General features: G+C 58.8%; 23 protein-coding genes, 1 tRNA gene and 4 pseudogenes. 12 read left to right on the top strand and 16 right to left on the bottom strand.

Annotation, left to right across the window (positions count from 1 at the left end; all coding sequences use genetic code 11):
- Window positions 1-32: 32 nt before the first annotated feature.
- The 5 genes from AC1DWM_RS05235 to AC1DWM_RS05215 form a co-directional block, all read right to left on the bottom strand.
- Window positions 33-974: a ribose-phosphate pyrophosphokinase gene (locus AC1DWM_RS05235; RefSeq protein ID WP_003208392.1), complete on the bottom strand. Its 942-nt coding sequence runs from the start codon at window positions 972-974 to the stop codon at window positions 33-35.
- Window positions 975-1020: 46 nt separating this feature from the next.
- Window positions 1021-1095 (bottom strand) — tRNA-Gln (locus AC1DWM_RS05230).
- Between the two features lie 36 nt (window positions 1096-1131).
- Window positions 1132-1983 carry a 4-(cytidine 5'-diphospho)-2-C-methyl-D-erythritol kinase gene (gene ispE, locus AC1DWM_RS05225; protein WP_223515462.1) on the bottom strand — a complete coding sequence of 284 codons (852 nt, stop codon included), beginning with the start codon at window positions 1981-1983 and terminating at the stop codon, window positions 1132-1134.
- A 2-nt stretch (window positions 1984-1985) separates the two neighbouring features.
- On the bottom strand, window positions 1986-2603 hold the full coding sequence (lolB, locus tag AC1DWM_RS05220; RefSeq protein ID WP_223515439.1) for a lipoprotein insertase outer membrane protein LolB: 618 nt from the start codon (window positions 2601-2603) through the stop codon (window positions 1986-1988).
- A 4-nt stretch (window positions 2604-2607) separates the two neighbouring features.
- Window positions 2608-4332 (bottom strand): tetratricopeptide repeat protein, encoded by a 1725-nt coding sequence (locus tag AC1DWM_RS05215; protein WP_223515436.1) that lies wholly within the window; start codon window positions 4330-4332, stop codon window positions 2608-2610.
- Between the two features lie 182 nt (window positions 4333-4514).
- Between AC1DWM_RS05215 and hemA the strand changes: the two genes are divergently transcribed.
- The 6 genes from hemA to AC1DWM_RS05185 all read left to right on the top strand — a co-directional run bounded on the left by hemA (window position 4515) and on the right by AC1DWM_RS05185 (window position 9879).
- Window positions 4515-5804 carry a glutamyl-tRNA reductase gene (gene hemA, locus AC1DWM_RS05210; protein ID WP_223515434.1) on the top strand — a complete coding sequence of 430 codons (1290 nt, stop codon included), beginning with the start codon at window positions 4515-4517 and terminating at the stop codon, window positions 5802-5804.
- The gene (gene prfA / locus AC1DWM_RS05205; protein WP_223515431.1) at window positions 5801-6883 is read left to right on the top strand and encodes a peptide chain release factor 1; all 1083 of its coding nucleotides are present in this window, start codon (window positions 5801-5803) and stop codon (window positions 6881-6883) included. Before hemA ends, prfA begins: the two co-directional genes overlap by 4 nt.
- Window positions 6884-7714 (top strand): peptide chain release factor N(5)-glutamine methyltransferase, encoded by an 831-nt coding sequence (prmC, locus tag AC1DWM_RS05200; RefSeq protein WP_223515429.1) that lies wholly within the window; start codon window positions 6884-6886, stop codon window positions 7712-7714.
- Window positions 7708-8463 (top strand): molybdopterin-synthase adenylyltransferase MoeB, encoded by a 756-nt coding sequence (locus tag AC1DWM_RS05195; RefSeq protein ID WP_477794752.1) that lies wholly within the window; start codon window positions 7708-7710, stop codon window positions 8461-8463. Before prmC ends, AC1DWM_RS05195 begins: the two co-directional genes overlap by 7 nt.
- Window positions 8456-9247: a glutamate racemase gene (gene murI, locus AC1DWM_RS05190; RefSeq protein ID WP_477794751.1), complete on the top strand. Its 792-nt coding sequence runs from the start codon at window positions 8456-8458 to the stop codon at window positions 9245-9247. Before AC1DWM_RS05195 ends, murI begins: the two co-directional genes overlap by 8 nt.
- A 113-nt stretch (window positions 9248-9360) precedes the next feature.
- Entirely contained in the window at window positions 9361-9879 is a 519-nt protein-coding gene (locus tag AC1DWM_RS05185) for an acyloxyacyl hydrolase (protein ID WP_223515420.1), read from the top strand.
- Window positions 9880-10001: 122 nt separating this feature from the next.
- On the opposite strand, the gene AC1DWM_RS05180 is transcribed toward AC1DWM_RS05185, so the two are convergent.
- The 8 genes and pseudogenes from AC1DWM_RS05180 to AC1DWM_RS05145 all read right to left on the bottom strand — a co-directional run bounded on the left by AC1DWM_RS05180 (window position 10002) and on the right by AC1DWM_RS05145 (window position 15982).
- On the bottom strand, window positions 10002-10307 hold the full coding sequence (locus AC1DWM_RS05180; protein ID WP_007942663.1) for a YkgJ family cysteine cluster protein: 306 nt from the start codon (window positions 10305-10307) through the stop codon (window positions 10002-10004).
- Window positions 10308-10436: 129 nt separating this feature from the next.
- Window positions 10437-11183: pseudogene (locus AC1DWM_RS05175) on the bottom strand (SDR family NAD(P)-dependent oxidoreductase); the annotation flags it as partial.
- A gap of 32 nt (window positions 11184-11215) precedes the next feature.
- Window positions 11216-11368: pseudogene (locus AC1DWM_RS05170) on the bottom strand (nuclear transport factor 2 family protein); the annotation flags it as partial.
- A pseudogene (phrB, locus tag AC1DWM_RS05165) lies at window positions 11316-12740 on the bottom strand (deoxyribodipyrimidine photo-lyase); the annotation flags it as partial. The pseudogenes phrB and AC1DWM_RS05170, both read right to left, overlap by 53 nt.
- Before the next feature lie 20 nt (window positions 12741-12760).
- Entirely contained in the window at window positions 12761-13702 is a 942-nt protein-coding gene (locus AC1DWM_RS05160) for a MerR family transcriptional regulator (protein ID WP_477794750.1), read from the bottom strand.
- Entirely contained in the window at window positions 13702-14661 is a 960-nt protein-coding gene (locus AC1DWM_RS05155; RefSeq protein WP_477794749.1) for a YbgA family protein, read from the bottom strand. The genes AC1DWM_RS05160 and AC1DWM_RS05155 overlap by 1 nt, the downstream gene beginning before the upstream one ends.
- A 226-nt stretch (window positions 14662-14887) precedes the next feature.
- Window positions 14888-14995, bottom strand: a pseudogene (locus AC1DWM_RS05150) (TIGR02450 family Trp-rich protein); the annotation flags it as partial.
- On the bottom strand, window positions 14996-15982 hold the full coding sequence (locus AC1DWM_RS05145; protein WP_223515412.1) for an NAD(P)/FAD-dependent oxidoreductase: 987 nt from the start codon (window positions 15980-15982) through the stop codon (window positions 14996-14998).
- Between the two features lie 196 nt (window positions 15983-16178).
- On the opposite strand from AC1DWM_RS05145, the gene AC1DWM_RS05140 reads away from it, so the two are divergent.
- Both AC1DWM_RS05140 and hemH read left to right on the top strand, forming a co-directional pair.
- On the top strand, window positions 16179-17081 hold the full coding sequence (locus AC1DWM_RS05140) for a TIGR01777 family oxidoreductase (RefSeq protein ID WP_477794748.1): 903 nt from the start codon (window positions 16179-16181) through the stop codon (window positions 17079-17081).
- Between the two features lie 13 nt (window positions 17082-17094).
- Window positions 17095-18117 (top strand): ferrochelatase, encoded by a 1023-nt coding sequence (gene hemH / locus AC1DWM_RS05135; protein ID WP_223515406.1) that lies wholly within the window; start codon window positions 17095-17097, stop codon window positions 18115-18117.
- Window positions 18118-18206: 89 nt separating this feature from the next.
- On the opposite strand, the gene AC1DWM_RS05130 is transcribed toward hemH, so the two are convergent.
- Window positions 18207-19481, bottom strand: coding sequence for a uracil-xanthine permease family protein (locus AC1DWM_RS05130; RefSeq protein ID WP_477794747.1), 1275 nt, complete (start codon window positions 19479-19481; stop codon window positions 18207-18209).
- A 2-nt stretch (window positions 19482-19483) separates the two neighbouring features.
- On the bottom strand, window positions 19484-20122 hold the full coding sequence (upp, locus tag AC1DWM_RS05125) for a uracil phosphoribosyltransferase (protein ID WP_223515400.1): 639 nt from the start codon (window positions 20120-20122) through the stop codon (window positions 19484-19486).
- Between the two features lie 163 nt (window positions 20123-20285).
- Here upp and AC1DWM_RS05120 point away from each other — a divergent pair, with 163 nt between their 5' ends.
- The 4 genes from AC1DWM_RS05120 to AC1DWM_RS05105 all read left to right on the top strand — a co-directional run bounded on the left by AC1DWM_RS05120 (window position 20286) and on the right by AC1DWM_RS05105 (window position 22329).
- A complete protein-coding gene (locus AC1DWM_RS05120) occupies window positions 20286-20843 on the top strand; it encodes a hypoxanthine-guanine phosphoribosyltransferase (protein WP_477794746.1) in 558 nt (185 codons plus the stop codon).
- A 3-nt stretch (window positions 20844-20846) separates the two neighbouring features.
- Window positions 20847-21320: a WbuC family cupin fold metalloprotein gene (locus AC1DWM_RS05115; RefSeq protein WP_477794745.1), complete on the top strand. Its 474-nt coding sequence runs from the start codon at window positions 20847-20849 to the stop codon at window positions 21318-21320.
- A gap of 172 nt (window positions 21321-21492) precedes the next feature.
- Window positions 21493-21978 carry a hypothetical protein gene (locus AC1DWM_RS05110; RefSeq protein ID WP_223515391.1) on the top strand — a complete coding sequence of 162 codons (486 nt, stop codon included), beginning with the start codon at window positions 21493-21495 and terminating at the stop codon, window positions 21976-21978.
- A 63-nt stretch (window positions 21979-22041) separates the two neighbouring features.
- Entirely contained in the window at window positions 22042-22329 is a 288-nt protein-coding gene (locus AC1DWM_RS05105; protein WP_477793646.1) for a PA4642 family protein, read from the top strand.
- Between the two features lie 136 nt (window positions 22330-22465).
- Here AC1DWM_RS05105 and mqo read toward each other — a convergent pair whose 3' ends face one another.
- Window positions 22466-23974, bottom strand: coding sequence for a malate dehydrogenase (quinone) (gene mqo, locus AC1DWM_RS05100; RefSeq protein WP_223515384.1), 1509 nt, complete (start codon window positions 23972-23974; stop codon window positions 22466-22468).
- Between the last annotated feature and the right edge of the window lie 235 nt (window positions 23975-24209).

Raw genomic sequence — 24209 nt, 5'->3', positions numbered from 1 at the left:
CGTCAACGTGATGAATGAGAAGGGCAGGGCCCTTAACGGAACATCGCGCTGATCGATTCTTCATTGCTGATGCGGCGGACCGCCTCGGCAACTACCGGCGCGATATCCAGTTGACGGATACGCGAGCAGGCTTGTGCAGCAGCGGACAACGGGATGGTGTTAGTCACCACCAGTTCGTCCAGCATGGAATTTTCGATGTTTTCGATCGCCCGACCGGACAGCACAGGGTGTGTGCAGTAGGCGAAAACCTTGGCAGCGCCATGCTCTTTCAAGGCCTTTGCCGCGTGGCACAGAGTGCCGGCGGTATCGACCATGTCATCGACCAGAATACAGGTACGCCCTTCGACATCACCGATGATATGCATCACTTCAGAGTGATTGGCTTTCTCACGGCGTTTGTCGATGATCCCGAGATCCACGCCCAGGGATTTGGCGACAGCTCGTGCACGCACGACGCCACCAATGTCCGGGGACACGATCATCAGGTTTTCGAAGCGCTGATCTTCAATGTCATCCACCAATACCGGGGAGCCGTAGATGTTATCTACCGGAATATCGAAGAAACCCTGGATTTGGTCAGCATGCAGATCAACCGTGAGAACACGGTCGATGCCGACTACGGTAAGCATGTCAGCAACGACTTTCGCGCTGATAGCCACACGTGCGGAACGCGGACGGCGATCCTGACGGGCATAACCAAAGTAAGGAATAACAGCAGTGATACGAGTAGCCGAGGAGCGGCGGAAGGCATCAGCCATCACTACCAGTTCCATCAGGTTATCGTTGGTCGGAGCGCAAGTCGGCTGAATAATGAAGACGTCTTTACCGCGGACGTTTTCATTGATCTCGGCTGTAATTTCGCCGTCGGAAAACTTACCGACAGAGATGTCACCGAGAGGGATATGCAGCTGACGTACGACACGCCGAGCCAGATCGGGGTTAGCGTTCCCCGTAAAGACCATCATCTTGGACACGCGCAGTACCTGAAGGCTGAGGGTAACCTGGATGAGTATAGGAAAATGGCAGGGGCGGCTGGATTCGAACCAACGCATGGCAGGATCAAAACCTGCTGCCTTACCGCTTGGCGACGCCCCTGTATCTGTTGCAACGATTACCCAGTAATCGGTTCCTTTAGAGCAGACTTTGCAGCTTGCGATGCAACATCGAAACGTTGCTTCCCTTTGCTACAAACCCCGTAAGGGTCTCTGTAAGAAGGGCCGAGACTTTATCAGCTTCAGCTTTGCTTGGGAAGCCCCCAAACACACAACTTCCAGTTCCGGTGAGTTTTGCTTCGGTAAATTTACCTAACAAATTCAAAGCGTTACGTACCTCTGGATAACGCCTTGTTACCACCGGTAAGCAGTCATTACGACTGTTTCCCTTGGGAACGGGGCGCACTTTAATGGGAGGAGAGTTACGTGTCAACAGCGGATCTGAAAAAATTTCTGCTGTACTTACAGATACTTGCGGTACCAGCACGACATACCACGGTTCTTCGGGGTCTACAGGGGTCAGTTTCTCCCCTACACCTTCGGCAAAAGCCGCGTGGCCGCGCACGAAAACCGGGACGTCAGCGCCCAGTCCAAGGCCCAGCGCCGCCAGTCGATCCTCGTCCCAACCCAATTGCCAGAGATGATTCAAACCCAGCAATGTCGTCGCGGCATTGGAGCTGCCTCCGCCAATTCCGCCCCCCATGGGCAGGACTTTCTCGATCCAGATATCCATGCCGAGCGCACAACCGGATTGCTCCTGAAGTTGCTTGGCGGCCTTGACGATCAAATTGTTGTTATGGGGGACGCCATCGAATTCGGTGTGTAAACGGATCACGCCGTCGTCGCGAACGGCGAAGGTGATCTCATCGCCGTAATCGAGGAACTGAAAAATCGTCTGCAGCTCGTGATAACCGTCTTCACGGCGACCGAGGATGTGCAGCATCAGATTGAGTTTGGCCGGGGAGGGCAGAGTCAAGCGGGGAGTCGTCATATTCACGACCCCAGCTTGCGTGGTTGCCATTCCTTGATCACCAGCGTGACATCAAGGTCGGTGCCGTGCAGCTTGATTTTTTCGGGCAGCCAGAAACCGTTTTGTTGTGTGTAAGAGGAGTATTCAACCTGCCAGCCATCCTGTTCGAGGCTCGCCAGGCGGCTGTCGGTATCCAGCGTCAATTTGCTTTTGCTGTCGGGCGCCGGGAGCCCGCGGACCCACCAGGCCAGATTCGACACCGGTAATTTCCAGCCCAGTTGTTCTTCCAGCAGTATTTCCGGGTTCGGTGCGTCATAGCGCCCCTGATTGGCGACTTCCAGCGAGACCTTGCCAGGTCGGCCGGTCAGGCGTGCGGCGCCGCGACCCAGCGGGCCGGAAAGGCGGATGTCGTAGTAATCCTGGCGCTGCAGCCAGAACAGGGTGCCGCTGCCCGAGTCTTTGGGCGCGCGGATGCCAATCTTGCCGTTGATCTGCCAACCGTCGAGGCTGGTCAGTTGCTGTTTGTTTTCGCGCCATTGGGCCGGATTACCGTGACCTTCGACCGATTCGCGGGCACCGAAACCTGCGCAACCGGCGAGCAGGGCGATAAAACTGAAAACGATAATGTGGCGCAAAAACATAATCTTAAAGAGTCTCTGATCCGGTCAGGCGCTTGATGGTGCCGCGCAGGGTAGGGCTGTCGGGTTGTTCCTTGAGGAATTTGCCCCAGATTTGTTTGGCTTCCCGCTGTTTGCCATTGGCCCACAGGACTTCACCCAAGTGGGCGGCGACTTCCTGATCGGGGAAGCGATCCAGCGCCTGGCGCAGATAGCGCTCGGCTTCATCGAGATTGCCCAGGCGGTAGTTCACCCAGCCGAGGCTGTCGAGTACTGCCGGGTCTTCCGGATTGATTTGGTGTGCCTGTTCGATCAGGGCCTTGGCTTCGGCATACCGCGTGGTGCGGTCGGACAGGGTGTAGCCGAGCGCATTCAATGCCATGGCATTGTCCGGGTCGCGCTTGATGATTAGGCGCAGGTCTTTTTCCATCTGCGCCAGGTCATTGCGTTTTTCCGCCTGCATGGCGCGGGTGTACAGCAGATTCAGATCATCCGGGTACTGCTGCAAGGCTTTCTGCAAGACAGCCCAAGCTTTGTCCCCCTGTTTGTTGGCAGACAGGGTTTCGGCCTCGATCAAATACAACTGAATGGCGTAATCCGGCTGCTCGTCGCGCTCGGCCGCCAGGCGGCGTTGCGCTTCGGCGGTCCTGCCGTTGCCCATCAGAATATCGGCCTGACGCAGTTGTGCCGGCAGGTATTCGTTGCCCGGCCCGACTTTGCCGTACTCGATCAGTGCGCCTTGAGGGTCGTTGCGTTCTTCAGCGATACGGCCGAGGTTCAGGTGGGCGGAATCAACGTGGCTATCGCGGGCGATCAGCTCTTCAAGCAAGCCCTTGGCCTGATTCCAGTCCTTGTCTTCCAGACAGACCAGTGCCAGGGAGTAACGCAACTCGTCGTCTTCCGGGTATTGCTGAACCAGGCTTGCAAACTCGGCTTTGGCGTCATCCATGCGGTCTTGTTCAACCAGCATGCGCGCGTAGGTCAGGCGCAGGCGTTTGTCGTCCGGGTATTTCTTGATGCTTTTTTGCAGCAGCGGCAAGGCTTCGTCGCCACGGTTGAGCACTTGCAGCAGGCGCGCGCGCAGCAGAATCGGGGCGATTTCGCCATCGTCCGGTGGATTGTTTTCCAACAGGGTCAGCGCGCCTTTGGCATCACCATCCTGTTGCATCAGCAAGGCCTTGCCGAATATCAACTGGCTGTTTTTCGGGTGGCGCTGCAACAAACTGTCGAAACTTTTCATCAAACCGTTGCGCGTTTCCTGGTCAGTATCGGCCGCGGCCAGGGCAAGAAAGTCGAAATGCGTGTCGCCTTTGCCTAGCAGGACTTTTTCCATATAGACCATGGAGTCGTCGTAACGACCGGCGCGGGCCAGTTGCACGGCGACCGCACGCTGTGCTTCCAGGTCGTTGGGGGCGTTTTTTGCCCAGATCAGCGAGGTGTCCAGGGCGGCCTGATCGGCGCCCAGGTACTCGGCAATGCGAAACGCTCGCTCGGAGATGCCGGGATCCTGTGTGTTGATGGCCTGGGTCACGTAGTTGTCCAAAGCAATGTCGTAACGATTGCGCTGGCCAGCCAGTTCGGCGCTCAACAGACTGAAGACGGTTTCTTCACTGAATGAGCTGTAAACCTTGGGCTTTTCAGGGGCCGGACTGCTGTCTTCAACCGGCGATGTACCGTCCGGCGACACGGGTGCCAAGGCCTGGCAGCCGCTAAGGAAGACAAAAGCGAGGAGCAACGCGGAAGATCTATTCATATAGGAAAAGGACGACTAACCTGCGGTCGGATCATCATGACACAAGCCTTCGGCCAAACATAACCGAGTCTCAATCGAGGCCTTTATAGAGGCGGGACATTGGGACAATAGTCAGCGGTAGTTGTTCTGTCTGTGGCGAAGTAGGACAATTGCCGGCTTCACGTCACCATCAGCGACCTTGAATGGCCTTCCTTGCACTCGGTATCAACCACAAGACTGCTTCAGTAGACGTCCGCGAGCGCGTGGCCTTTACCCCTGAGCAGCTGGTGGAGGCCTTGCAGCAGCTCTGCCGCCTCACCGACAGCCGCGAAGCTGCGATCCTCTCCACCTGCAATCGCAGTGAACTCTATATAGAACAGGATCACCTTTCGGCTGACATTGTGTTGCGCTGGCTGGCCGATTATCACCATTTGAGCCTCGAAGAGCTGCGTGCGAGCAGTTATGTGCACGAAGATGATGCGGCAGTTCGTCACATGATGCGGGTTGCTTCCGGGCTTGACTCGCTGGTGTTGGGCGAGCCGCAGATTCTTGGTCAGATGAAGTCGGCCTACGCCGTCGCGCGCGAGGCCGGCACCATCGGTCCATTGCTCGGGCGGTTGTTTCAGGCCACGTTCAACGCGGCCAAGCAGGTGCGCACCGACACCGCCATTGGTGAAAATCCAGTGTCCGTGGCGTTTGCCGCGGTCAGCCTGGCCAAACAGATTTTCAGTGACTTGCAACGCAGCCAGGCCTTGCTGATCGGCGCCGGCGAAACCATCACCCTGGTCGCCCGCCATCTGCACGAGCTGGGGGTAAAACGCATTGTCGTCGCCAACCGCACCCTGGAACGCGCGAGTATTCTGGCCGAGCAGTTTGGTGCCCACGCCGTGCTGCTCTCGGACATCCCGGCCGAGCTTGTGCGCAGCGACATCGTTATCAGCTCCACCGCCAGCCAGTTGCCGATTCTTGGCAAAGGTGCGGTGGAAAGCGCCCTGAAGCTGCGCAAGCACAAGCCGATCTTCATGGTGGACATCGCCGTCCCGCGCGATATCGAGCCGGAAGTCGGTGAACTGGACGACGTTTACCTGTACAGCGTCGACGATCTCCACGAAGTGGTCGCCGAGAACCTCAAGAGTCGTCAGGGCGCAGCCCAGGCGGCGGAAGAAATGGTCTCGGTCGGCGCCGAAGATTTCATGATCCGCCTGCGCGAGCTGGCGGCGGTGGATGTGCTCAAGGCTTATCGTCAGCAAAGCGAGCGCATGCGCGACGAAGAATTACAGAAGGCCCTGCGCTTGCTGGCCAACGGCAGCAGCGCCGAAGACGTGCTGGTGCAACTGGCGCGCGGCTTGACCAACAAACTGTTGCACGCGCCCAGTGTGCAATTGAAAAAGCTCTCTGCCGAAGGCCGCCTCGATGCGCTGGCCATGGCCCAGGAACTCTTTGCCCTGAATGAGGGCTCATCGGATAGCTTTTCGGATAAAAAACCGCAATGAAAGCGTCACTGCTCAATAAGCTGGACATCCTCCAGGACCGTTTCGAGGAATTGACCGCCTTGCTTGGCGATGGCGAAGTCATTTCCGACCAGAACAAATTCCGCACCTATTCCAAGGAATACGCGGAAGTCGAGCCGATTGTCGGCACCTATAAACAGTTGCTCAAAGTGCAAGGTGACCTTGAAGGCGCTCAGGCACTGCTCAAGGACAGCGACCCGGACATGCGCGAAATGGCCGTGGAAGAAGTCCGCGAAGCCAAGGAGCAACTGATCGAACTCGAAGCCAGCCTGCAACGCATGCTGTTGCCGAAAGACCCGAACGACGGCCGTAACGTGTTCCTCGAAATTCGTGCCGGCACCGGCGGTGATGAGGCGGCGATTTTCTCCGGCGACCTGTTCCGTATGTATTCGCGTTACGCCGAGCGTCGTGGCTGGCGGGTAGAGATTCTCTCGGAGAACGAAGGCGAACACGGCGGCTATAAAGAAGTCATTGCCCGGGTCGAAGGTGACAACGTCTATGGCAAGCTGAAATTCGAGTCTGGCGCGCACCGTGTGCAACGGGTTCCGGCCACTGAGTCCCAGGGCCGCATCCATACCTCGGCCTGCACCGTGGCGGTGTTGCCCGAGCCGGACGAACAGGAAACGATCGAGATCAACCCGGCGGATCTGCGCGTCGATACTTATCGCTCCTCCGGTGCTGGTGGTCAGCACGTCAACAAGACCGACTCGGCGATCCGCATCACGCACTTGCCGTCCGGTATTGTCGTGGAGTGCCAGGAAGAGCGTTCGCAGCACAAAAACCGCGCCCGGGCGATGTCCTGGCTGTCGGCCAAACTGAATGATCAGCAAACCAGCGCTGCGGCGAATGCCATCGCCAGCGAGCGTAAATTGCTGGTCGGTTCCGGTGATCGCTCGGAGCGGATCCGTACCTACAACTTTGCCCAGGGCCGGGTCACCGACCACCGGGTTAACCTGACGCTGTATTCGCTCGACGAAATTCTCGCCGGCGGGGTCGATGCGGTAATCGAGCCGTTGCTGGCCGAGTACCAGGCGGATCAATTGGCGGCGATAGGTGAGTAAATGACGATCATTGCCAGTTTGTTGCGCGCCGCCGATTTGCCCGACTCGCCCACCGCGCGTCTGGATGCCGAGTTGTTGCTGGCTGCTGCGTTGGGCAAGCCCCGCAGCTTTTTGCACACCTGGCCGGAGCGCATTGTTCCCAGTGAAGCGGCGCTGACGTTTGCCAGTTACTTGCAGCGTCGTCGTGGTGGCGAGCCGGTGGCTTACATTCTGGGGCAGCAAGGCTTCTGGAAACTGGACCTGGAAGTGGCTCCGCACACACTGATCCCGCGCCCGGACACCGAACTGCTGGTGGAAGCTGCGCTGGAGTTGTTGCCGGCCACACCCGCCAAGGTCCTCGACCTCGGCACCGGCAGTGGTGCCATCGCCCTGGCCCTGGCCAGCGAACGTCCGGCGTGGCAGGTCACAGCAGTGGATCGCGTGCTTGAAGCCGTGGCGCTGGCCGAGCGTAACCGCCAGCGCCTGCACCTCAATAACGCCACGGTGCTGAGCAGCCATTGGTTCAGCGCCCTGGCAGGTCAGCGTTTTCAACTGATTATCAGCAACCCGCCTTACATCCCTTCCTCCGACCCGCATCTAGTGGAAGGCGACGTGCGTTTCGAGCCGGCCAGTGCTCTGGTGGCCGGTGTCGACGGGCTCGACGATCTGCGCTTGATCGTCGCCCAGGCGCCTGATTATCTGGAAGCGGGCGGTTGGCTGATGCTCGAACACGGCTATGATCAAGCCAGCATCGTCCGCGATTTGCTGCTGACCCGCGGCTTTGAAAACGTCCATAGCCGTACCGATCTGGGTGGACACGAACGTATCAGCCTGGGGCGCCTGCCGTGCTGAATGATCAGGAATTGTTGCGCTACAGTCGGCAGATTCTGTTGCAACACGTCGACATCGACGGCCAGTTGCGTTTGAAAGAAAGCCGCGTGTTGATCGTCGGCCTCGGTGGTCTTGGTTCACCGGTTGCGCTTTACCTGGCCGCTGCTGGCGTGGGTGAGCTGCACCTTGCCGACTTCGACACGGTCGACCTGACCAACCTGCAGCGTCAGATCGTTCACGACACCGATAGCGTCGGCCTGAGCAAGGTTGACTCGGCGATCAAACGCCTGAGCGCGATCAATCCCGAGATAAAACTGATCCCCCATTGCGCTGCACTGGACGAGGAGTCCTTGGCCGCAGCCGTGGCTGCGGTGGATCTGGTGCTTGATTGTTCCGATAACTTCTCCACCCGCGAAGCAGTCAATGCTGCCTGTGTCGCCGCCCGCAAACCACTGGTCAGTGGCGCGGCGATTCGCCTCGAAGGGCAATTGTCGGTGTTCGACCCGCGCCGTCCTGACAGTCCGTGTTACCACTGTTTATACGGGCATGGCAGCGAAGCCGAACTGACGTGCAGCGAAGCCGGTGTTGTCGGGCCGTTGGTGGGGTTGGTGGGGAGCCTTCAGGCACTGGAAGCCATGAAACTGCTGGTCGGTTTCGGCGAGCCACTGGTGGGACGTCTGTTGTTGATCGATGCGCTGGGCTCGCGCTTTCGCGAATTGCGGGTCAAGCGTGATCCGGGCTGCAGTGTTTGTGGTTCGACACATGCGTGAAGCGCCGATTGGCGTGTTTGATTCCGGCGTCGGTGGGCTCTCGGTGCTGGCCGAGATCCAGCGTTTGTTGCCCAACGAGTCACTGCTGTACGTCGCCGATTGCGGGAATGTTCCTTACGGCGAGAAAACCCCGGAATTCATCCGCCAGCGCTGTAGCGTCATGGCCGAATTTTTCCATCAGCAGGGTGCGAAGGCCTTGGTGCTGGCGTGCAATACCGCGACCGTCGCGGGCGTTGCCGACCTGCGACGCGATTATCCCCAGTGGCCCATCGTCGGCATGGAGCCTGCGGTCAAACCCGCCGCCGCCGCGACCCGCAGCGGTGTGGTGGGTGTGCTCGCCACCACGGGCACCTTGCAGAGTGCCAAGTTCGCCGCCTTGCTCGACCGTTTCGCCACCGATGTGCGCGTCATCACTCAGCCATGTCCCGGCCTGGTAGAACTGATTGAAAACGGCGATTTGCACAGCGAGGCATTGCGCCAGTTGCTGGCAAGGTACGTCGAACCGCTGTTGGGCGCCGGGTGCGACACCCTGATTCTGGGGTGTACGCATTATCCCTTCCTAAAGCCTTTGCTTAAGCAGATGATCCCCGATGACATCAGCCTGATCGACACGGGGGCTGCTGTCGCGCGGCAACTTCAGCGTCTGTTGGCCGAGCGTGAATTGCTCGCCGATGGACCTGTTCGTGCCGCTCGGTTCTGGACGAGTGCCGATCCCGTTCATTTCAGAAATATCTTGCCGATACTGTGGAATACGTCGGGTGTTGTGAGAAGCTTCGAGGGGTAAGTAACGAGTTGGGGGCGAAAGAGCAATTGGCATGAACTTTTGATCAAGCGTCGACTTCTATAGTGTTGAGCAACAGAAAACCATACGAAATCGTTTGGAAAAGGAAGTTTCTAGTGAAGCGACTATTCTGCTTGGCCGCGATTGCGGCCGCTTTAATGGGGCAAAGTTTCACCGCACAGGCAGCAGGCGTGGAGTTCGGGGTCGGCCAGACCACCGATTCAACCATGACCTATCGACTGGGCATGCAATTCGATTGGGACAAGAGCTGGTGGCAAAGTGACGTGGGGCGTCTGACGGGTAACTGGAGCGGTGCCTATACCTATTGGGACGGGGACAAGACTTCCAGCAACAACAGCCTGTCGTTCTCGCCGGTGTTTGTTTACGAGTTTGCCGGTCAGTCCGTCAAACCTTATGTCGAGGCGGGTATTGGTGTGGCGTTTTTCGCCCATACCGAAATTGAAAACAACGACATTGGCCAGTCCTTCCAGTTCGAAGACCGTTTCGGTTTTGGTGCGCGTTTTGCCGGCGGTCATGAAGTCGGGATTCGTGCGACGCACTATTCCAATGGCGGTATGGCCAATCACAACGATGGTGTAGAAAGTTACGCGCTGCACTACACCATGCCGTTGTAAACATGCTCAATGTGGGAGCGAGCCTGCTCGCGATAGCGGTGTGTCAGTCGCATGTATATTGACTGACACACCGCTATCGCGAGCAGGCTCGCTCCCACATTAGTTCTTCACCAGGCTGCCTTTCAGCGATACGCGGTGCTGATCCCCTGGCGTTCTTCGATGCACTCCGGTGCGCCCATCTCGAATTCCCGGCAGATCAGCGGACGTTTTTCGTAGATCGTGCACATCATGCTGTTGCGATCCAGTGCAGCGCACCAGCCGTCGTCCAGACGCAGCATGACTTCACCGCCCCAATCATCAGTATCGATAAAACGTTCGGGCACGCCCGTATCGGTGATCAGCATCACTTCGAGCTGACAGCAGCAAGCCGCGCAGGTCGAGCACGTGACGGCCGGCTCGGCGATTTGCGTGTGGGGAATGGTTTTCATGGCGCGCAGTGTAAGGCAGTGGACCGGTGCTGTGTGAAAGGCCTGACGGACGCTCAGTGTCGGGTATCTGAGGCGAACCGTTGGGCCATGAAGTGAAGTGCGGGAAACAGCTGCCGATGAGGGCGATGTTTACAGCAGATCCTGGATCGGCGGGTTGCTGCGCACCATGCGTTTGCCGATGGCCAGTTGCACCGCATTGGGCAATTTCGACAGCGGCCAAAGCGCCGCCATGAACAGGCCCGGAAAAGCGATCTCCAATGGCCGGTTCTTGAGTTTGGCGAAAAGGTGCCGGGCGGCTTTACCTACCGGACAACTGAGCGGTATCGGGAAGTCGTTTTTTGCCGTCAGCGGTGTCTGGCCAAACCCAGGGCTGACCATGGTGACTTCGATGCCTTCCGGCGCCAGGTCCATGCGCAGCGATTCGAACAGGTAACGCAGCCCGACTTTCGACGCGCCATAGGCTTCCGCTCGCGGCAGCGGCAAGTACGTCACGGGGCTGGCGACGCCCACCATGTGTGGCGCGGTGCCTTTGCGCAACAGGGGTATCGCGGCCTCGATGCAATAGGCGCTGGCGAGCAAATTGGTGCGCACCACGTGCTCGACAATCGACGAATCAAATTGCTGGACGTCGACATACTCGCAGGTGCCGGCGTTGAGAATCACCGTGTCCAGCGAGCCCCAGTCTTGCGCAATTTGCTCGCCGATTTCACGTACCTGCTGGCTGTTGGTCAGGTCTCCAGGCAGGACCAGCACTTGTCCGGGATAGCGCTGGGACAAGACTTTCAGCACCGCTACCGAGCGTGAACTGACGGCCACATGAGCGCCGCTTTTCAGTATTTCTTCGGCCAGCGAGGCGCCGATACCGCTGCTGGCGCCGGTCAACCAGTAGCGCCGTGGGGGGGGACGACTCATCCCATTCTCCTTTTCAGCCAGGCAATCGCCCGACCCAATATGGGTATATGTTCGTAATTCAGCACCCCGGCATTGAAGTAATCCCGGTGGCGATAAACCTTGTCGTGCTGGCAGGTTTTTGAACGCGGCCAGCGCCCGTTGTCGAGACGTGCTCAGATTGACGATCGGCGACGGATAGTCCGCCACACCGAACAAGCCGCCGAGGTTGGCCGGGTTGTGCACGTCCTTTTTGTTGAGTCCGGCCAGTTCTGGCAGCCAGTGCTTGATGAACACGCCTTCGACGTCGAATTTCTCCGACTGGCTCAATGGGTTGAAAATCCGGAACCAGGGTGCCGAATCGGTTCCGGTAGATGAGCTCCACTGCCAGCCACCGTTGTTTGCCGCCAGATCTCCGTCGATCAAATGCCGCATGAAAAAGCGCTCGCCTTCACGCCAGTCGATCAGCAGGTTCTTGGTCAGGAACATCGCCACGACCATGCGCAGCCGGTTGTGCATCCAGCCGGTTTCAAGCAGTTGGCGCATGGCCGCGTCGATGATCGGCAGGCCGGTGCGCGCTTCTTGCCATGCCAGCAGTTCTTCCGGTGCATCGCGCCAAGCCACGGCCTCGGTTTCCGGGCGGAAGGCGCGATGGCGGGAAACCCGTGGGTAACCCACCAGAATATGTTTGTAGAACTCGCGCCACAGCAGCTCGTTGATCCAGGTGACGGCACCCACCTTGCCGCTTTCGAACTCGCCCTGATTGCTTTGCAGGGCCGCGTGCAAACACTGGCGGGGTGAAATCACCCCGGCGGTGAGATAGGCCGAGAGCTGGCTGGTGCCGGGTTTTGCCGGGAAGTCGCGTTCGTCTTTGTAGTAGTCGATATGGGCGTCGGCGAAGGTGTCGAGACGGCGTCGGGCTTCGGTCTCACCGGCGGGCCAGAGTTTGCGCAAGCTGTCGCTGGGCGTGGCGAAACCTTCAACGCTTGATGGAAGGGTGTCGCTGCTGATCGTCAATGGCGCCTGGACGGCAGGCGGGCAGACCCGCGCTGGCATTGATCTGTGCAGGCGCTCGTAACAGACCTTGCGAAACTGACTGAAGACCTGAAAGTAAGTGCCGGTCCTGGTCAGCACGGTGCCCGGTTTGAATAGCAGTTGATCGAGGTAGCTATAGAAGTCGATGCCATTGGCCTTCAGCGCTTGGGCCACAGCCGTATCACGACGGCTTTCGTGAATGCCGTATTCCTCGTTGACGTGTACGGCGTCGATCTTCAACTGCTGACACAGGTCGAGCAGCACTGTCGGCGCTTCGTCCCAACGTGATGCCTTGCGGATCAACAAGGGGATGTTCAGTTCGCCCAACGCACGGCTCAATTCGCTCAGGTTGCGCAGCCAGAAATCCACTTTGCACGGTGCATCATCGTGCTCCAGCCACTGCTCCGGGCTCAGCAGATACACCGCCACCGCCTGACCGCGCGCTGCGCCAGCCGAGAGGGCGGTGTTGTCGTGTAGGCGCAAATCGCTGCGCAGCCAGATCAATTGCAGGGTGCTGTCCGAACGATTCATTAAATTAGCCCGCGCTGAACAAGTTCCTTATGCGCCGATAACAGGTCTTCGGCGAAGGACAAATCAGGGATCCCGGTCGTTCTTGCGGACAACTCGGCGTGATGGATACGTACCGTGGGTCCGGCAATCATTTTTGGGCAACTGACACCATTCAAAAGTTTTGGCAGCTGCGAAAGGTTTATGGCTTTGCTGGAATACAGCAGTACGCCACGGGCTTGCAGGTGATCGACCGCCAGCGCGAGTTCGCCGGCGGGCAAGGGCCAGTCGAACACCTCTACCGGGCAATCGGCGCTGCTGATCAGCCAGGCTGTGAGCCACAGGTGAGGTTCCAGTGGCACATCCGAGTGATTGATCAACAACAGTGGCGCAGCGCGTAACTGACGGTTGTTATGGTAGATGCGTGCGCCGAATTTGCTGCGTAACCAGGAATAAAAGAACGCCCGCTCCATCTGCGCGCCGAACTGGCCCTGCCAACGCTGTTCCAGTTCCGCCAGCAACGGCAGCAACAGGCGTTCGCACAAGGTTCGCGGTGGATACAGCGCCATGGCTTGATTGACGGTGTCGTCGAGGGCGCGTTCGTTCAGGTGTGACACCGCTTGCAGCAGCGTCTGGCGCAGCACCTGCCAGTCGTTTTCAACGGGCTCGGTAAACGCCTGCGGCGTGTCCAGCAGTTGCTTGACCTGACTGACGGCCACGCCGCGGTTAAGCCAGGTGAGGATCTTCAGGATGCGTTGAACGTGTTCGGCCGAGAACAGCCGATGGCCCTTGGGTGTGCGTTGCGGAACGATCAGGCCATAGCGCCGTTCCCAGGCACGCAACGTCACGGCGTTGACGCCGGTCTGGCGCGCCACTTCACGGATTGGCAGCCAGTCTTCGTCCAAGGCCTTTTTAAAATCATCGCCAAGGTCTTCGCTGGCGCTGATGTCGATTAGGGTTTTCATTAGATCGCGTTTCGCAGACTGAGATTTTCCGGATGCGGTTGCAGGTAAACCTGTCGCGCGATGTAAGTATCCGGGTGCTGGCGGAAGTGGTGCTTGAGCAGGGTCAATGGAACCACCAATGGCACGATGCCTTGGCGGTATTGGCCGATAACGTGCTGCACTTCCTGCCTGTCGTCAGGGCTGATGACCTGCTTGAGGTAGCCGCTGATGTGTTGCAGGACGTTGGTGTGGGTACGCCGTGTGGCGCACTTTTTCAATGCCGCCATCAATTCACTGAAGTAACGCCGGCCCAACTCGTCGGGGGTGGTGTGGTTCATGTTGCCCAGTAAATTCCCCAGGGTTTTGTATTGCACCGGGTTATGCGCCATCAGCAGGTATTTGTAACGAGAATGGAATTCGGTGAGGCCGCGGCGGGTCAGGCCCTTTTTCAGCAATTGCTGCCAGGCGCTGTAAGCGAACACACGGGTGAGGAAGTTTTCCCGCAGCACCGGGTCGTTGAGCCGGCCGTCTTCTTCTACCGGCAGGTCAGGGTGCCGTGCGCAGAAAGCCTGGGCATAGACGCCTCGACCACCGCCTTCCACCGGTGCACCGTTGGCGTGATAGACCTTTACCCGTTCCAAGCCGCAGGATGGGGATTTCTGCATGAAGATGTAGCCGCAGATGTCGCTCAACTGACTGGCCATTGTCTGGCCGTACTCGATGAGCGGTCGGGTGACATTCAGCTCGGCGTGAACGCTGCCCACGGCTTCGGGATGTTGCGGGTCGCCTACCAGGCGGATCGGCTCACGGGGAATGCCAAGGCCGATGGCGACTTCCGGGCATACCGCGATGAAATCGAAATAATCAGTAAGGGTATGACTGCACAGGCGTGATTCCTTGTGGCCGCCGTTGTAGCGAACTTGGGCCCCCATCAAGCAGGCGCTGATAGCGATTTTCGGTTTCGCGGGGGCGTGGGTCATCAGAGCACCTCGAATCTAAACCTGTACAGAGTGGTGGTTCTGTACAGCATGACTTCATCATAGATTCAAAGGTGTACAAGTCAAACATTCTGTATAAGTTTTGTGAGGGGCAATGARGACCTTGTGGGAGCGAGCCTGCTCGCGAAGAACGATGACGGGGTGGATATGACGGATCGCGGCGCTTGCTTCGCGAGCAGGCTCGCTCCCACAGGATTTACTTCCAGCCAAGCACCGCGCCTTCCTCATCACGGAACAACACGGTCACCAGAAGGTGTTTTTAGCGGTTTTGCGGAGGGGCTGCTGTCCACTTCGACAGCAGCAATTGACGCGGGATTCACTGCATATGTTCATGCAAGCGGCGAGCAGCCTCCTGACCACTGAGCCAGGCGCCTTCGACACGTCCGGACAGGCACCAGTCGCCGCACACATACAGGCCCAGGTCGGCATCGGCGAGCGCGCCCCATTCATGGCTGTTGGCGGGGCGGGCATAGAGCCAGCGATGGGCGAGGCTGAAGGTCGGAGCGGGCATGGAGTCGTGCAACAGTTCGGCGAATGCGCCGTGCAGTTGCTCGATCACGGCCTCCTTGGACAGATCGATATGTTGCCGGCTCCAGGCGCTGGTCGCGTGCAACACCCAGGTGTCCAGGGTGTTGTCGCGTCCCGGTTTGCTGCGGTTGCGGGCCAGCCAGTCGAGGGGGCTGTCCTGCACGAAACAGCCCTCCATCGGCGTCTCCAACGGTGTTTCGAATGCCAGGGCGACGGCCCAGGTCGGGTCCATTTTTACCCCGGCGGCAACCCCGGCCAGCTTCGATGCGGCCGCCAGCAGCGCGGTGGCTTGAGGGGCGGGTGTGGCGATCACCACATGACTGAACGGACCGTGGGTGAAGCCTTCGGCGTCCTGCAAATGCCAGTGTTCTTCGCCGCGATAGACCTCGGTGATCCGGCAAGCGAACTGTACTTCCAGATCGCCGAGCAGGCCGCGGGTGATAGCGCTCATGTGTGGCGTACCGACCCAGCGCGTCTGTTCGTCCGGCGACAGGCTGAGTTGGCCGCCGTGGTAGGTGTAGAGCTGCGGCGTCCACTCGGCGGCCCAGCCGTTGGCTTGCCAACGCTGGACTTCGGTGACGAAGCGGCGGTCACGGGCTGTGAAATATTGCGCGCCCAAGTCCAGAGCACCCGCATCGCTGCGCTTGCTCGACATGCGTCCGCCACTGCCGCGGCTTTTATCGAAAAGCTGGACGACATGCCCTGTGCCAGTCAGGGCTTGAGCGGCTGAGAGCCCGGCGATGCCGGTGCCGATGATTGCGATAGGTACAGTCATAGGGGCCTCGTTTACCTTTCTGTACAGACTACGCCGTGGGTCAAACCTGTACAATATTGTTTTTTGGTATAACTTTTAGCGTTCTCGATCTGACAGCTTGGCCTATTGTTAAACACAGAGCCTGCCCGATACCAAAGATCCCTGCTTATAAAAATAGACTAGTGATCAGAGTTAAACGCCACGCGAGGAAGAAGTCATGCACATATTGCTGACCGGCGGTACTGGTTTGATAGGACGTCAGCTCTGCCGGCACTGGTTGAGTCAGGGGCATCACCTGACGGTCTGGAGTCGCAAGCCTGAAAAAGTCGCAAAAATATGCGGCACGCAAGTGCGTGGTATTGCCCGGCTGGAAGACCTCGACCAGGCACCGCTGGACGCCATTATCAATCTGGCAGGCGCACCGATTGCCGACCGGCCCTGGACTCACAAGCGCAAAACGTTGCTCTGGAGTAGCCGCATCACCCTGACAGAAACGCTGCTGGCCTGGCTCGAAAAACGCGAGCAAAAACCTTCGCTGTTGATTTCCGGTTCGGCGTTGGGCTGGTATGGCGATGGGGGGGAGCGTGAGTTGACCGAGGCTTCACCCCCCGTCATCGATGATTTCGCCAGCCAGTTGTGCGTCGCTTGGGAAGAAACCGCCCAGCGTGCCGAGGCCTTGGGAATTCGGGTTGTGCTGATTCGTACCGGGTTGGTTCTGTCGGCCGAGGGCGGCTTTTTGTCGCGGCTGTTGCTGCCGTTCAAACTGGGGCTGGGCGGGCCGATCGGCAATGGTCGGCAGTGGATGCCGTGGATCCATATCAACGACCAAATCGCCCTGATTGATTTTCTTCTGCATCAGAAAGACGTCAGCGGTCCTTATAATGCGTGCGCCCCCAAACCGGTGCGCAATTGCGAGTTTGCCAAGACACTGGGCAGCGTGCTGCACCGCCCGGCGTTCATGCCGATGCCGGCCCTGGCCTTGAAAGTAGCTCTGGGCGAGTTGTCATTGTTGTTGCTGGGTGGCCAGAAGGCCCAGCCGGTCCGCTTGCTGGAAGCGGGTTTCACATTCCAGTTCACTGATTTGCGCGCGGCCCTGGACGATCTGTCCAGCCGCCTCTGAAATAGGACGTTGCATGACCGATCACGCGTTGCTTCTGGTTAACCTGGGTTCACCTGCCTCCACGTCGGTGGCGGATGTACGCAGCTACCTCAATCAATTTCTGATGGACCCGTATGTGATCGACCTGCCATGGCCGGTGCGGCGCTTGCTGGTGTCGCTGATCCTGATCAAACGCCCGGAACAGTCAGCCCACGCCTACGCGTCGATCTGGTGGGAGGAGGGCTCGCCCCTGGTGGTGCTCAGCCGTCGTCTGCAACAGGCCATGACGGCGCAGTGGCCCCACGGTCCGGTGGAACTGGCGATGCGATACGGTGAGCCGTCGATCGAATCGAAACTGGTGCAGCTGGCCGCCCAGGGCCACAAAAGAATCACCCTTGCGCCGCTTTATCCACAGTTCGCCGACAGCACCACCACGACAGTCATCGAAGAAGCCAAGCGCGTGCTGCGCGAAAAAGGACTCGACCTGCAGCTGTCGATTCTCCAGCCGTTCTACGATCAGCCGGAATACCTCGACGCCTTGGTCGCCAGCGCGAAGCCTTATTTGCAGCAGGATTACGATCACTTGTTGCTGAGCTTCCACGGATTGCCGGAGCGGCACCTGAAGAAGCTCAATCCCGGCCACAGTTTCGAAAGCGGCGGTGACTGTTGCGCCGGTGCTCCGCCGGAAGTGGTCGCGACCTGCTATCGCGGCCAGTGCCTGCGTACGGCGGCAGCGTTTGCCAAACGCATGGGCTTGTCGGACGGCAAGTGGTCGGTGTCGTTTCAGTCGCGTCTGGGCCGAGCCAAGTGGATCGAACCTTACACCGAAGCGCGGCTCGATGAGTTGGCCAAAAGCGGCGTGAAGAAAATTCTGGTGATGTGCCCGGCATTCGTTGCCGATTGCATAGAGACGCTGGAAGAGATCGGTGATCGCGGGTTGGAGCAGTTCCGCGAAGCGGGAGGGGAGGAATTGGTGCTGGTGCCGTGCCTCAACGATGACCCACAGTGGGCGCGGGCGTTGAGTGCATTGTGCGAAAGAGCGCCATTGGCCCTTTAAAAGCATCGCGGGCAAGCCTTGCTCCTACAGTGATCGACACAAAACCTGTAGGAGCAAGGCTTGCCCGCGATAGCTATCTCAAGATCGGCTTACAACAGCGGCTCATTCGCCTTCTTGTGTTTCCAGCTGTCATTGCCCGGCAGCAACAGGTTCAGCGCAATCGCCACCACCGCGCACAGCGCGATGCCTTTGAGACCGAAGTCATCCTGGCCGGTCCCGGTGCCGACCAGCATACCGCCAATCCCGAACACCAGAGTCACCGACACAATCACCAGATTACGCGCTTCGGCCAAATCGATCTTGTGGCGAATCAGCGTGTTCATGCCCACCGCCGCAATCGAACCGAACAACAGGCAGAGAATCCCGCCCATCACTGGCACTGGAATGCTTTGCAGCAGTGCACCGAACTTACCGATAAACGCCAGGCTGATGGCGAAAATCGCCGCCCAGGTCATGATTTTCGGGTTGTAGTTCTTGGTCAGCATCACCGCGCCGGTCACTTCGGCGTAGGTGGTGTTGGGTGGGCCACCAAACAGGCCCGCTGCGGTGGTGGCAATGCCATCGCCGAGCAGGGTGCGGTGCAGGCCGGGTTTCTTCAGGTAATCGCGACCGGTCACGCTACCGACGGCAATCACGCCGCCGATGTGTTCGATGGCCGGGGCCAACGCAACCGGAACGATGAACAGAATCGCCTGCCAGTTGAACTCGGGCGCGGTGAAGTTCGGAATTGCAAACCACGGCGCGGCCGCAATCTTCGCGGTATCGACGACGCCGAAGTAGAAGGCCATGGCAAAACCGACCAGTACGCCGGAGATGATCGGTACCAGACGGAAAATGCCTTTGCCAAACACCGCGACGATCAGGGTGGTCAGCAACGCGGGCATCGAGATGAACATTGCCGTCTGGTAATGAATCAGCTCAGTGCCGTCGCCGGCCTTGCCCATCGCCATGTTGGCGGCAATCGGCGCCATGGCCAGGCCAATGGAGATGATCACCGGACCAATCACCACCGGTGGCAGCAGACGGTCAATAAAACCGGTGCCTTTGATTTTCACGGCCAGGCCGAGGAAGGTGTAGACGAAGCCTGCCGCCATCACGCCGCCCATGGTCGCCGCAAGGCCGAACTGGCCCTTGGCAAGGATGATCGGGGTGATGAAGGCAAAGCTCGACGCCAGGAACACCGGCACCTGACGTCCGGTGACGATCTGAAACAGAATCGTCCCCAAGCCTGCGGTGAACAGCGCCACGTTCGGGTCCAGGCCGGTAATCAGGGGCATCAACACCAACGCGCCGAAGGCCACGAACAGCATCTGTGCACCCGACAGCACCGTGCGCCAGAGCGGATCGTTGAACTCCTGCTGCATGCTCAAGCGTCCTTCTGCTTGGTGCCGAAGATCTTGTCACCGGCATCGCCCAGGCCCGGGATGATGTAACCGTGTTCGTTCAGTTTTTCGTCAATGGAGGCGGTGTAGATGGTCACGTCCGGGTGAGCCTTCTCAACAGCGGCGATGCCTTCGGGCGCTGCCACCAGCACCATGGCGCGGATCTCGCGGCAACCGGCCTTTTTCAGCAGGTCGATGGTGGCGACCATGGAATTGCCGGTAGCGAGCATCGGGTCGATGATCATCGCCAGGCGCTCGTCGATTTCCGGGACCAGTTTTTCCAGGTAGGTGTGGGCTTGCAGGGTCTCTTCGTTGCGGGCCACGCCCACGGCGCTGACTTTGGCGCCCGGGATCAGGCTCAGCACGCCTTCGAGCATGCCGATACCGGCGCGCAAAATCGGTACTACAGTAATTTTCTTGCCGGCGATTTTCTCGACCGACACCGTGCCGCACCAGCCTTCGATGTCGTAGGTCTCCAGCGGCAGGTCTTTGGTGGCTTCATAGGTCAGTAGGGCGCCGACTTCCTGAGCGAGCTCACGGAAATTCTTGGTGCTGATGTCTGCACGGCGCATAAGGCCAAGTTTATGACGGATCAGCGGGTGGCGGATCTCGAGGATGGGCATGGGAAAGGCTCCGGCGGCGGGCAAAAAAACCGGCCTAGATTAATCTATCCGAGGGTGTTGTCCTATAGACATACAGTACGTTAGTCCACAAACGCTTGATCTGGCCGTGTGGGATGCGTACCTTTGCCCGCTTTTCCCGAACAGCCATCCCCTGGAGAGCGCCATGTCCGCTGATCTCGAGCATATCCGTCAAATCATGCGAGAGGCTGACTGCCTGTACACCGAAGCTGAAGTCGAGGCGGCCATCGCCCGCGTCGGTGCGCAAATCAACGATCAACTGGCGGAGTCCAACCCGGTGGTGTTCTGCGTGATGAACGGCGGCCTGATTTTTTCCGGCAAGCTGTTGCCGCACCTGCACTTCCCGCTGGAAGCGTCCTACTTGCACGCCACCCGTTATCGCAACGAAACCAGCGGCGGCGACTTGTTCTGGAAAGCCAAGCCGGAAGTGTCGTTCATCGACCGTGACGTGCTGATCATCGACGACATCCTCGACGAAGGTCACACCCTGGGCGCAATCATCGATTTCTGCAAACACGCCGGCGCGCGCAAAGTGCACACCGCCGTGCTGATCGACAAAGACCACGACCGTAAGGCTCGCCCGGACCTGAAAGCCGATTTCGTCGGCCTGCCGTGCATCGATCGTTACATCTTCGGTTACGGCATGGACTACAAAGGCTACTGGCGTAACGCTAACGGGATCTTTGCTGTTAAAGGAATGTAATCAATGGCCACGCCGCGCTTTCTGGATCAAACGCTGTTCACTGAATTGGCCGAGAAAGCAGCGGCTAATCCTCGTGGACGACAGCATCACAACTTTCATCAGATGGAAGACGCTTGCCATCGCATGGCGGTGGGTTTGCAGCCGAGCACCTATATCCCGCCTCACCGGCACTTGGGCGAAAACAAGGCTGAAACCTTGCTGGTCCTGAAAGGACGCCTTGGCGTGCTGATCTTCGACGAGGCCGGCGGGGTGGTGAAAAAGCAAATCCTGCAAGCCGGTGGCGATTGTGTCGGCGTGGACCTGCCCACTGGTGTTTTCCACGGGTTGGTGGTGCTGGAAGCCGACAGCCTGATGTTCGAGTGCAAGGCCGGCCCTTACCGCCCGGTTGGTGAAGGTGAACTGGCGGATTGGGCGCCTCGTGAAGGCGAGCCAGGTGTCGCCGAGTATCAGGCGTGGATGCGTTCACAATTCGATTAAACCCATACCTTGTGGGAGCGAGCCTGCTCGCGATTGCGGTCTGACTGACACATTTATGCTGTATGTGCCAACGTAATTGCGAGCAGGCTCGCTCCCACAGTGGATCGCGTCCACAGAAGTATTTTCAAATACCCGTGATAAAGTGCCTGGCCCCGCCCCCCCGGAGCCCTTCATGAGCCTTTTGATCCGCAGCTGCGCCGCCCTGTTGCTGACCCTCAGCCTGCCACTGGCGGCCGCCCCGGCGCCGATGCACGCACAGTTTCTGCCACCCGATGACCTGACCCTGCGCGACGCAGAGCCCGAGCAGCAACAACTCCTGCAGGTCACCGAGTATTCGGTGGTGGTGGGCAGCCAGCGCCAGTCCAATCAACAGCCGATTCCCGTCACGTCACCGTTGCTGATCCGCCTCAAGGGCAAATCCTTGAACAAGGGCGCGACCATCAACCAGGTGCTGGTCAACTTCGATGGCGAAAGCAAAAGCCTGAAAAAGCCGGTCTACGATGACAAAAGCAAAACCCTGACGCTGTTTTATCCGATGGCGCAGTACCGGGTGGTGATCGACTTGTTGCGCAATGACACGGTGTATTGCCAGTTCCTCAGCTATGCCAATGGCCATGTCTGGGCTGATTTGCACACCGGGGCCACTCGCATGCGTTGAGCCCGGCGCCAAGGGAGGGGTAAACTGCCCGCCCCGTGAAATGTCTGCGAGCTGGAGTCGGCAATGCGTAAAGATAAGAAGCAAGTGATTGGTGACGAGATCGGCGACGAGCAGATCAAGTTGTTCCTCGATTTCGAGCCAGTCGACGCCACTTCGCCGTCGCTGCACAAATTGATCAAGGCTTACCGTGGTCTGCGTATCGATGACTTTGAGCGTTTCCTGACGTTCTTCGTCGAGGCAGGTCTGGACCTCAATGGCCAAGATGAGCATGGCAATGACTTCGTCGCCCTGATCAAGGATCAGCGCAATGCGGCCGAGTACATCGAATTGATCGCCAAGGCCCGCGGTTAACCTGTACCTGTAGGAGCACGGCTTGCCGGCGATAGCGATCTCAAGAACACCATCGCCGGCAAGCCGTGCTCCTACAGAACGGCATAAAAAAACGCCCCGCTCTCAGTGAGAACGGGGCGTTTTTTATGGGGCCGAATCAAGCGTAGCTTTCGGTCTCGTTACTGGCTTCAACCAGTTCCAGTGCGATGTTGTTGTGCGCATTGATCTTGCGATACAGCGCAGCATCGGTTTCGAGCACTTTTTCGCGAGCCGGGAAGATCTCTGCCAGTTTGGCAGCCCACTCACCGGAAGCCTTGCCCGGGAAGCATTTTTCGATCAGCTCAAGCATGATCGAAACGGTCACCGAAGCGCCAGGGGAGGCGCCGAGCAGGGCAGCAAGGGAACCGTCCTTGGCCGCGACCAGTTCGGTACCGAATTGCAGGACGCCGCCCTTTTTCGGGTCTTTCTTGATGATCTGCACCCGTTGGCCGGCCACTTCCAGGCGCCAGTCTTCGGCTTTCGCTTCCGGGTAGAAACGACGCAGGGATTCCAGACGCTGTTCCATCGATTGCATCACTTCGCTGACCAGGTACTTGGTCAGGTCCATGTTGTTTTTCGCCACGGCCAGCATCGGGCCGATGTTGCCGGCGCGAACCGACATCGGCAGGTCCATGAAGGAGCCGTGCTTGAGGAACTTGGTGGTGAAACCGGCGTAAGGTCCGAACAGCAGGGACTTCTTGCCATCGACCACGCGGGTGTCCAGGTGCGGAACGGACATCGGTGGCGAACCCACGGCGGCCTGGCTGTACACCTTGGCCTGGTGGTGTTTGACCACTTCCGGGTTGTCGCAACGCAGCCACTGGCCACTGATCGGGAAACCGCCGAAGCCTTTGCTTTCTTCGATGCCCGAAGCCTGCAACAGCGGCAATGCCGCGCCGCCAGCGCCGAGGAAGACGAATTTCGCGTCGACGTCACGGGTGTTGCCGCTGTTGACGTCCTTGATGCTGACGGTCCAGCCGCCGTTGTTACGCTTCAGGCCGGTCACGCGCTTGCAGTACTTGACCTGCGCGTCGGGCGCGCTGGTCAGGTGCTTGAGCAATTGATTGGTCAGGGCGCCGAAGTTGACGTCTGTGCCATTCATCACGCGGGTAGCCGCGACGACTTCGTCGGCCGGACGGCCTGGCATCATCAGCGGCATCCAGTCGGCCATTTTGGCCTTGTCTTCGGTGTATTCCATGTCCGCGAAGGCGTGGTGCTTGCTCAGCAACTTGAAGCGTTCCTTGAGGAAGGAAACACCACTGTCACCTTGCACGAAGCTCAGGTGTGGCACCGGGCTGATGAACGTCTTGCACGAGCCGAACGTGCCTTTCTTCGTCAGGTAGGACCAGAACTGTTTCGACACCTCGAATTGGGTATTGATGTGTACGGCTTTCTTGATGTCGACGGTGCCATCGGCAGCCTGTGGCGTGTAGTTGAGCTCACACAACCCGGCGTGACCGGTGCCGGCGTTGTTCCACGGGTTGGAACTCTCCGCGGCACCGGAATCCATCAGCTCGACGACTTCCAGCTTGATCGCGGGGTCGAGCTCTTTGAGCAATACCGCAAGGGTGGCACTCATGATGCCGGCCCCAACCAGTACTACGTCGACTGCTTCGTTATGCGCCATTTAACGCGTCTCCAAAATCTGCAGCACCAAATTGACGGCATGGCTGCCAGGAGTGACGGGGCGTGTCAGTGATGCCCCAGATACCCATGGCGAGTATTGCCATGTCCGAATCTTCGCAATTTTTTGCAACTTCGACGGACGCTACCGGCCGGGTCAATGAGGGTTATGAACTCATTTCAACGCGCGACTGGCAATTCGACTTATGGTCGATACATCCGTTTGTGCAACCAAATCC

Source organism: Pseudomonas sp. P4_C8 (assembly GCF_056401975.1).
Note: the sequence above shows the minus strand (reverse complement) of the source record. Positions and strands in the feature narration are given on the sequence as shown.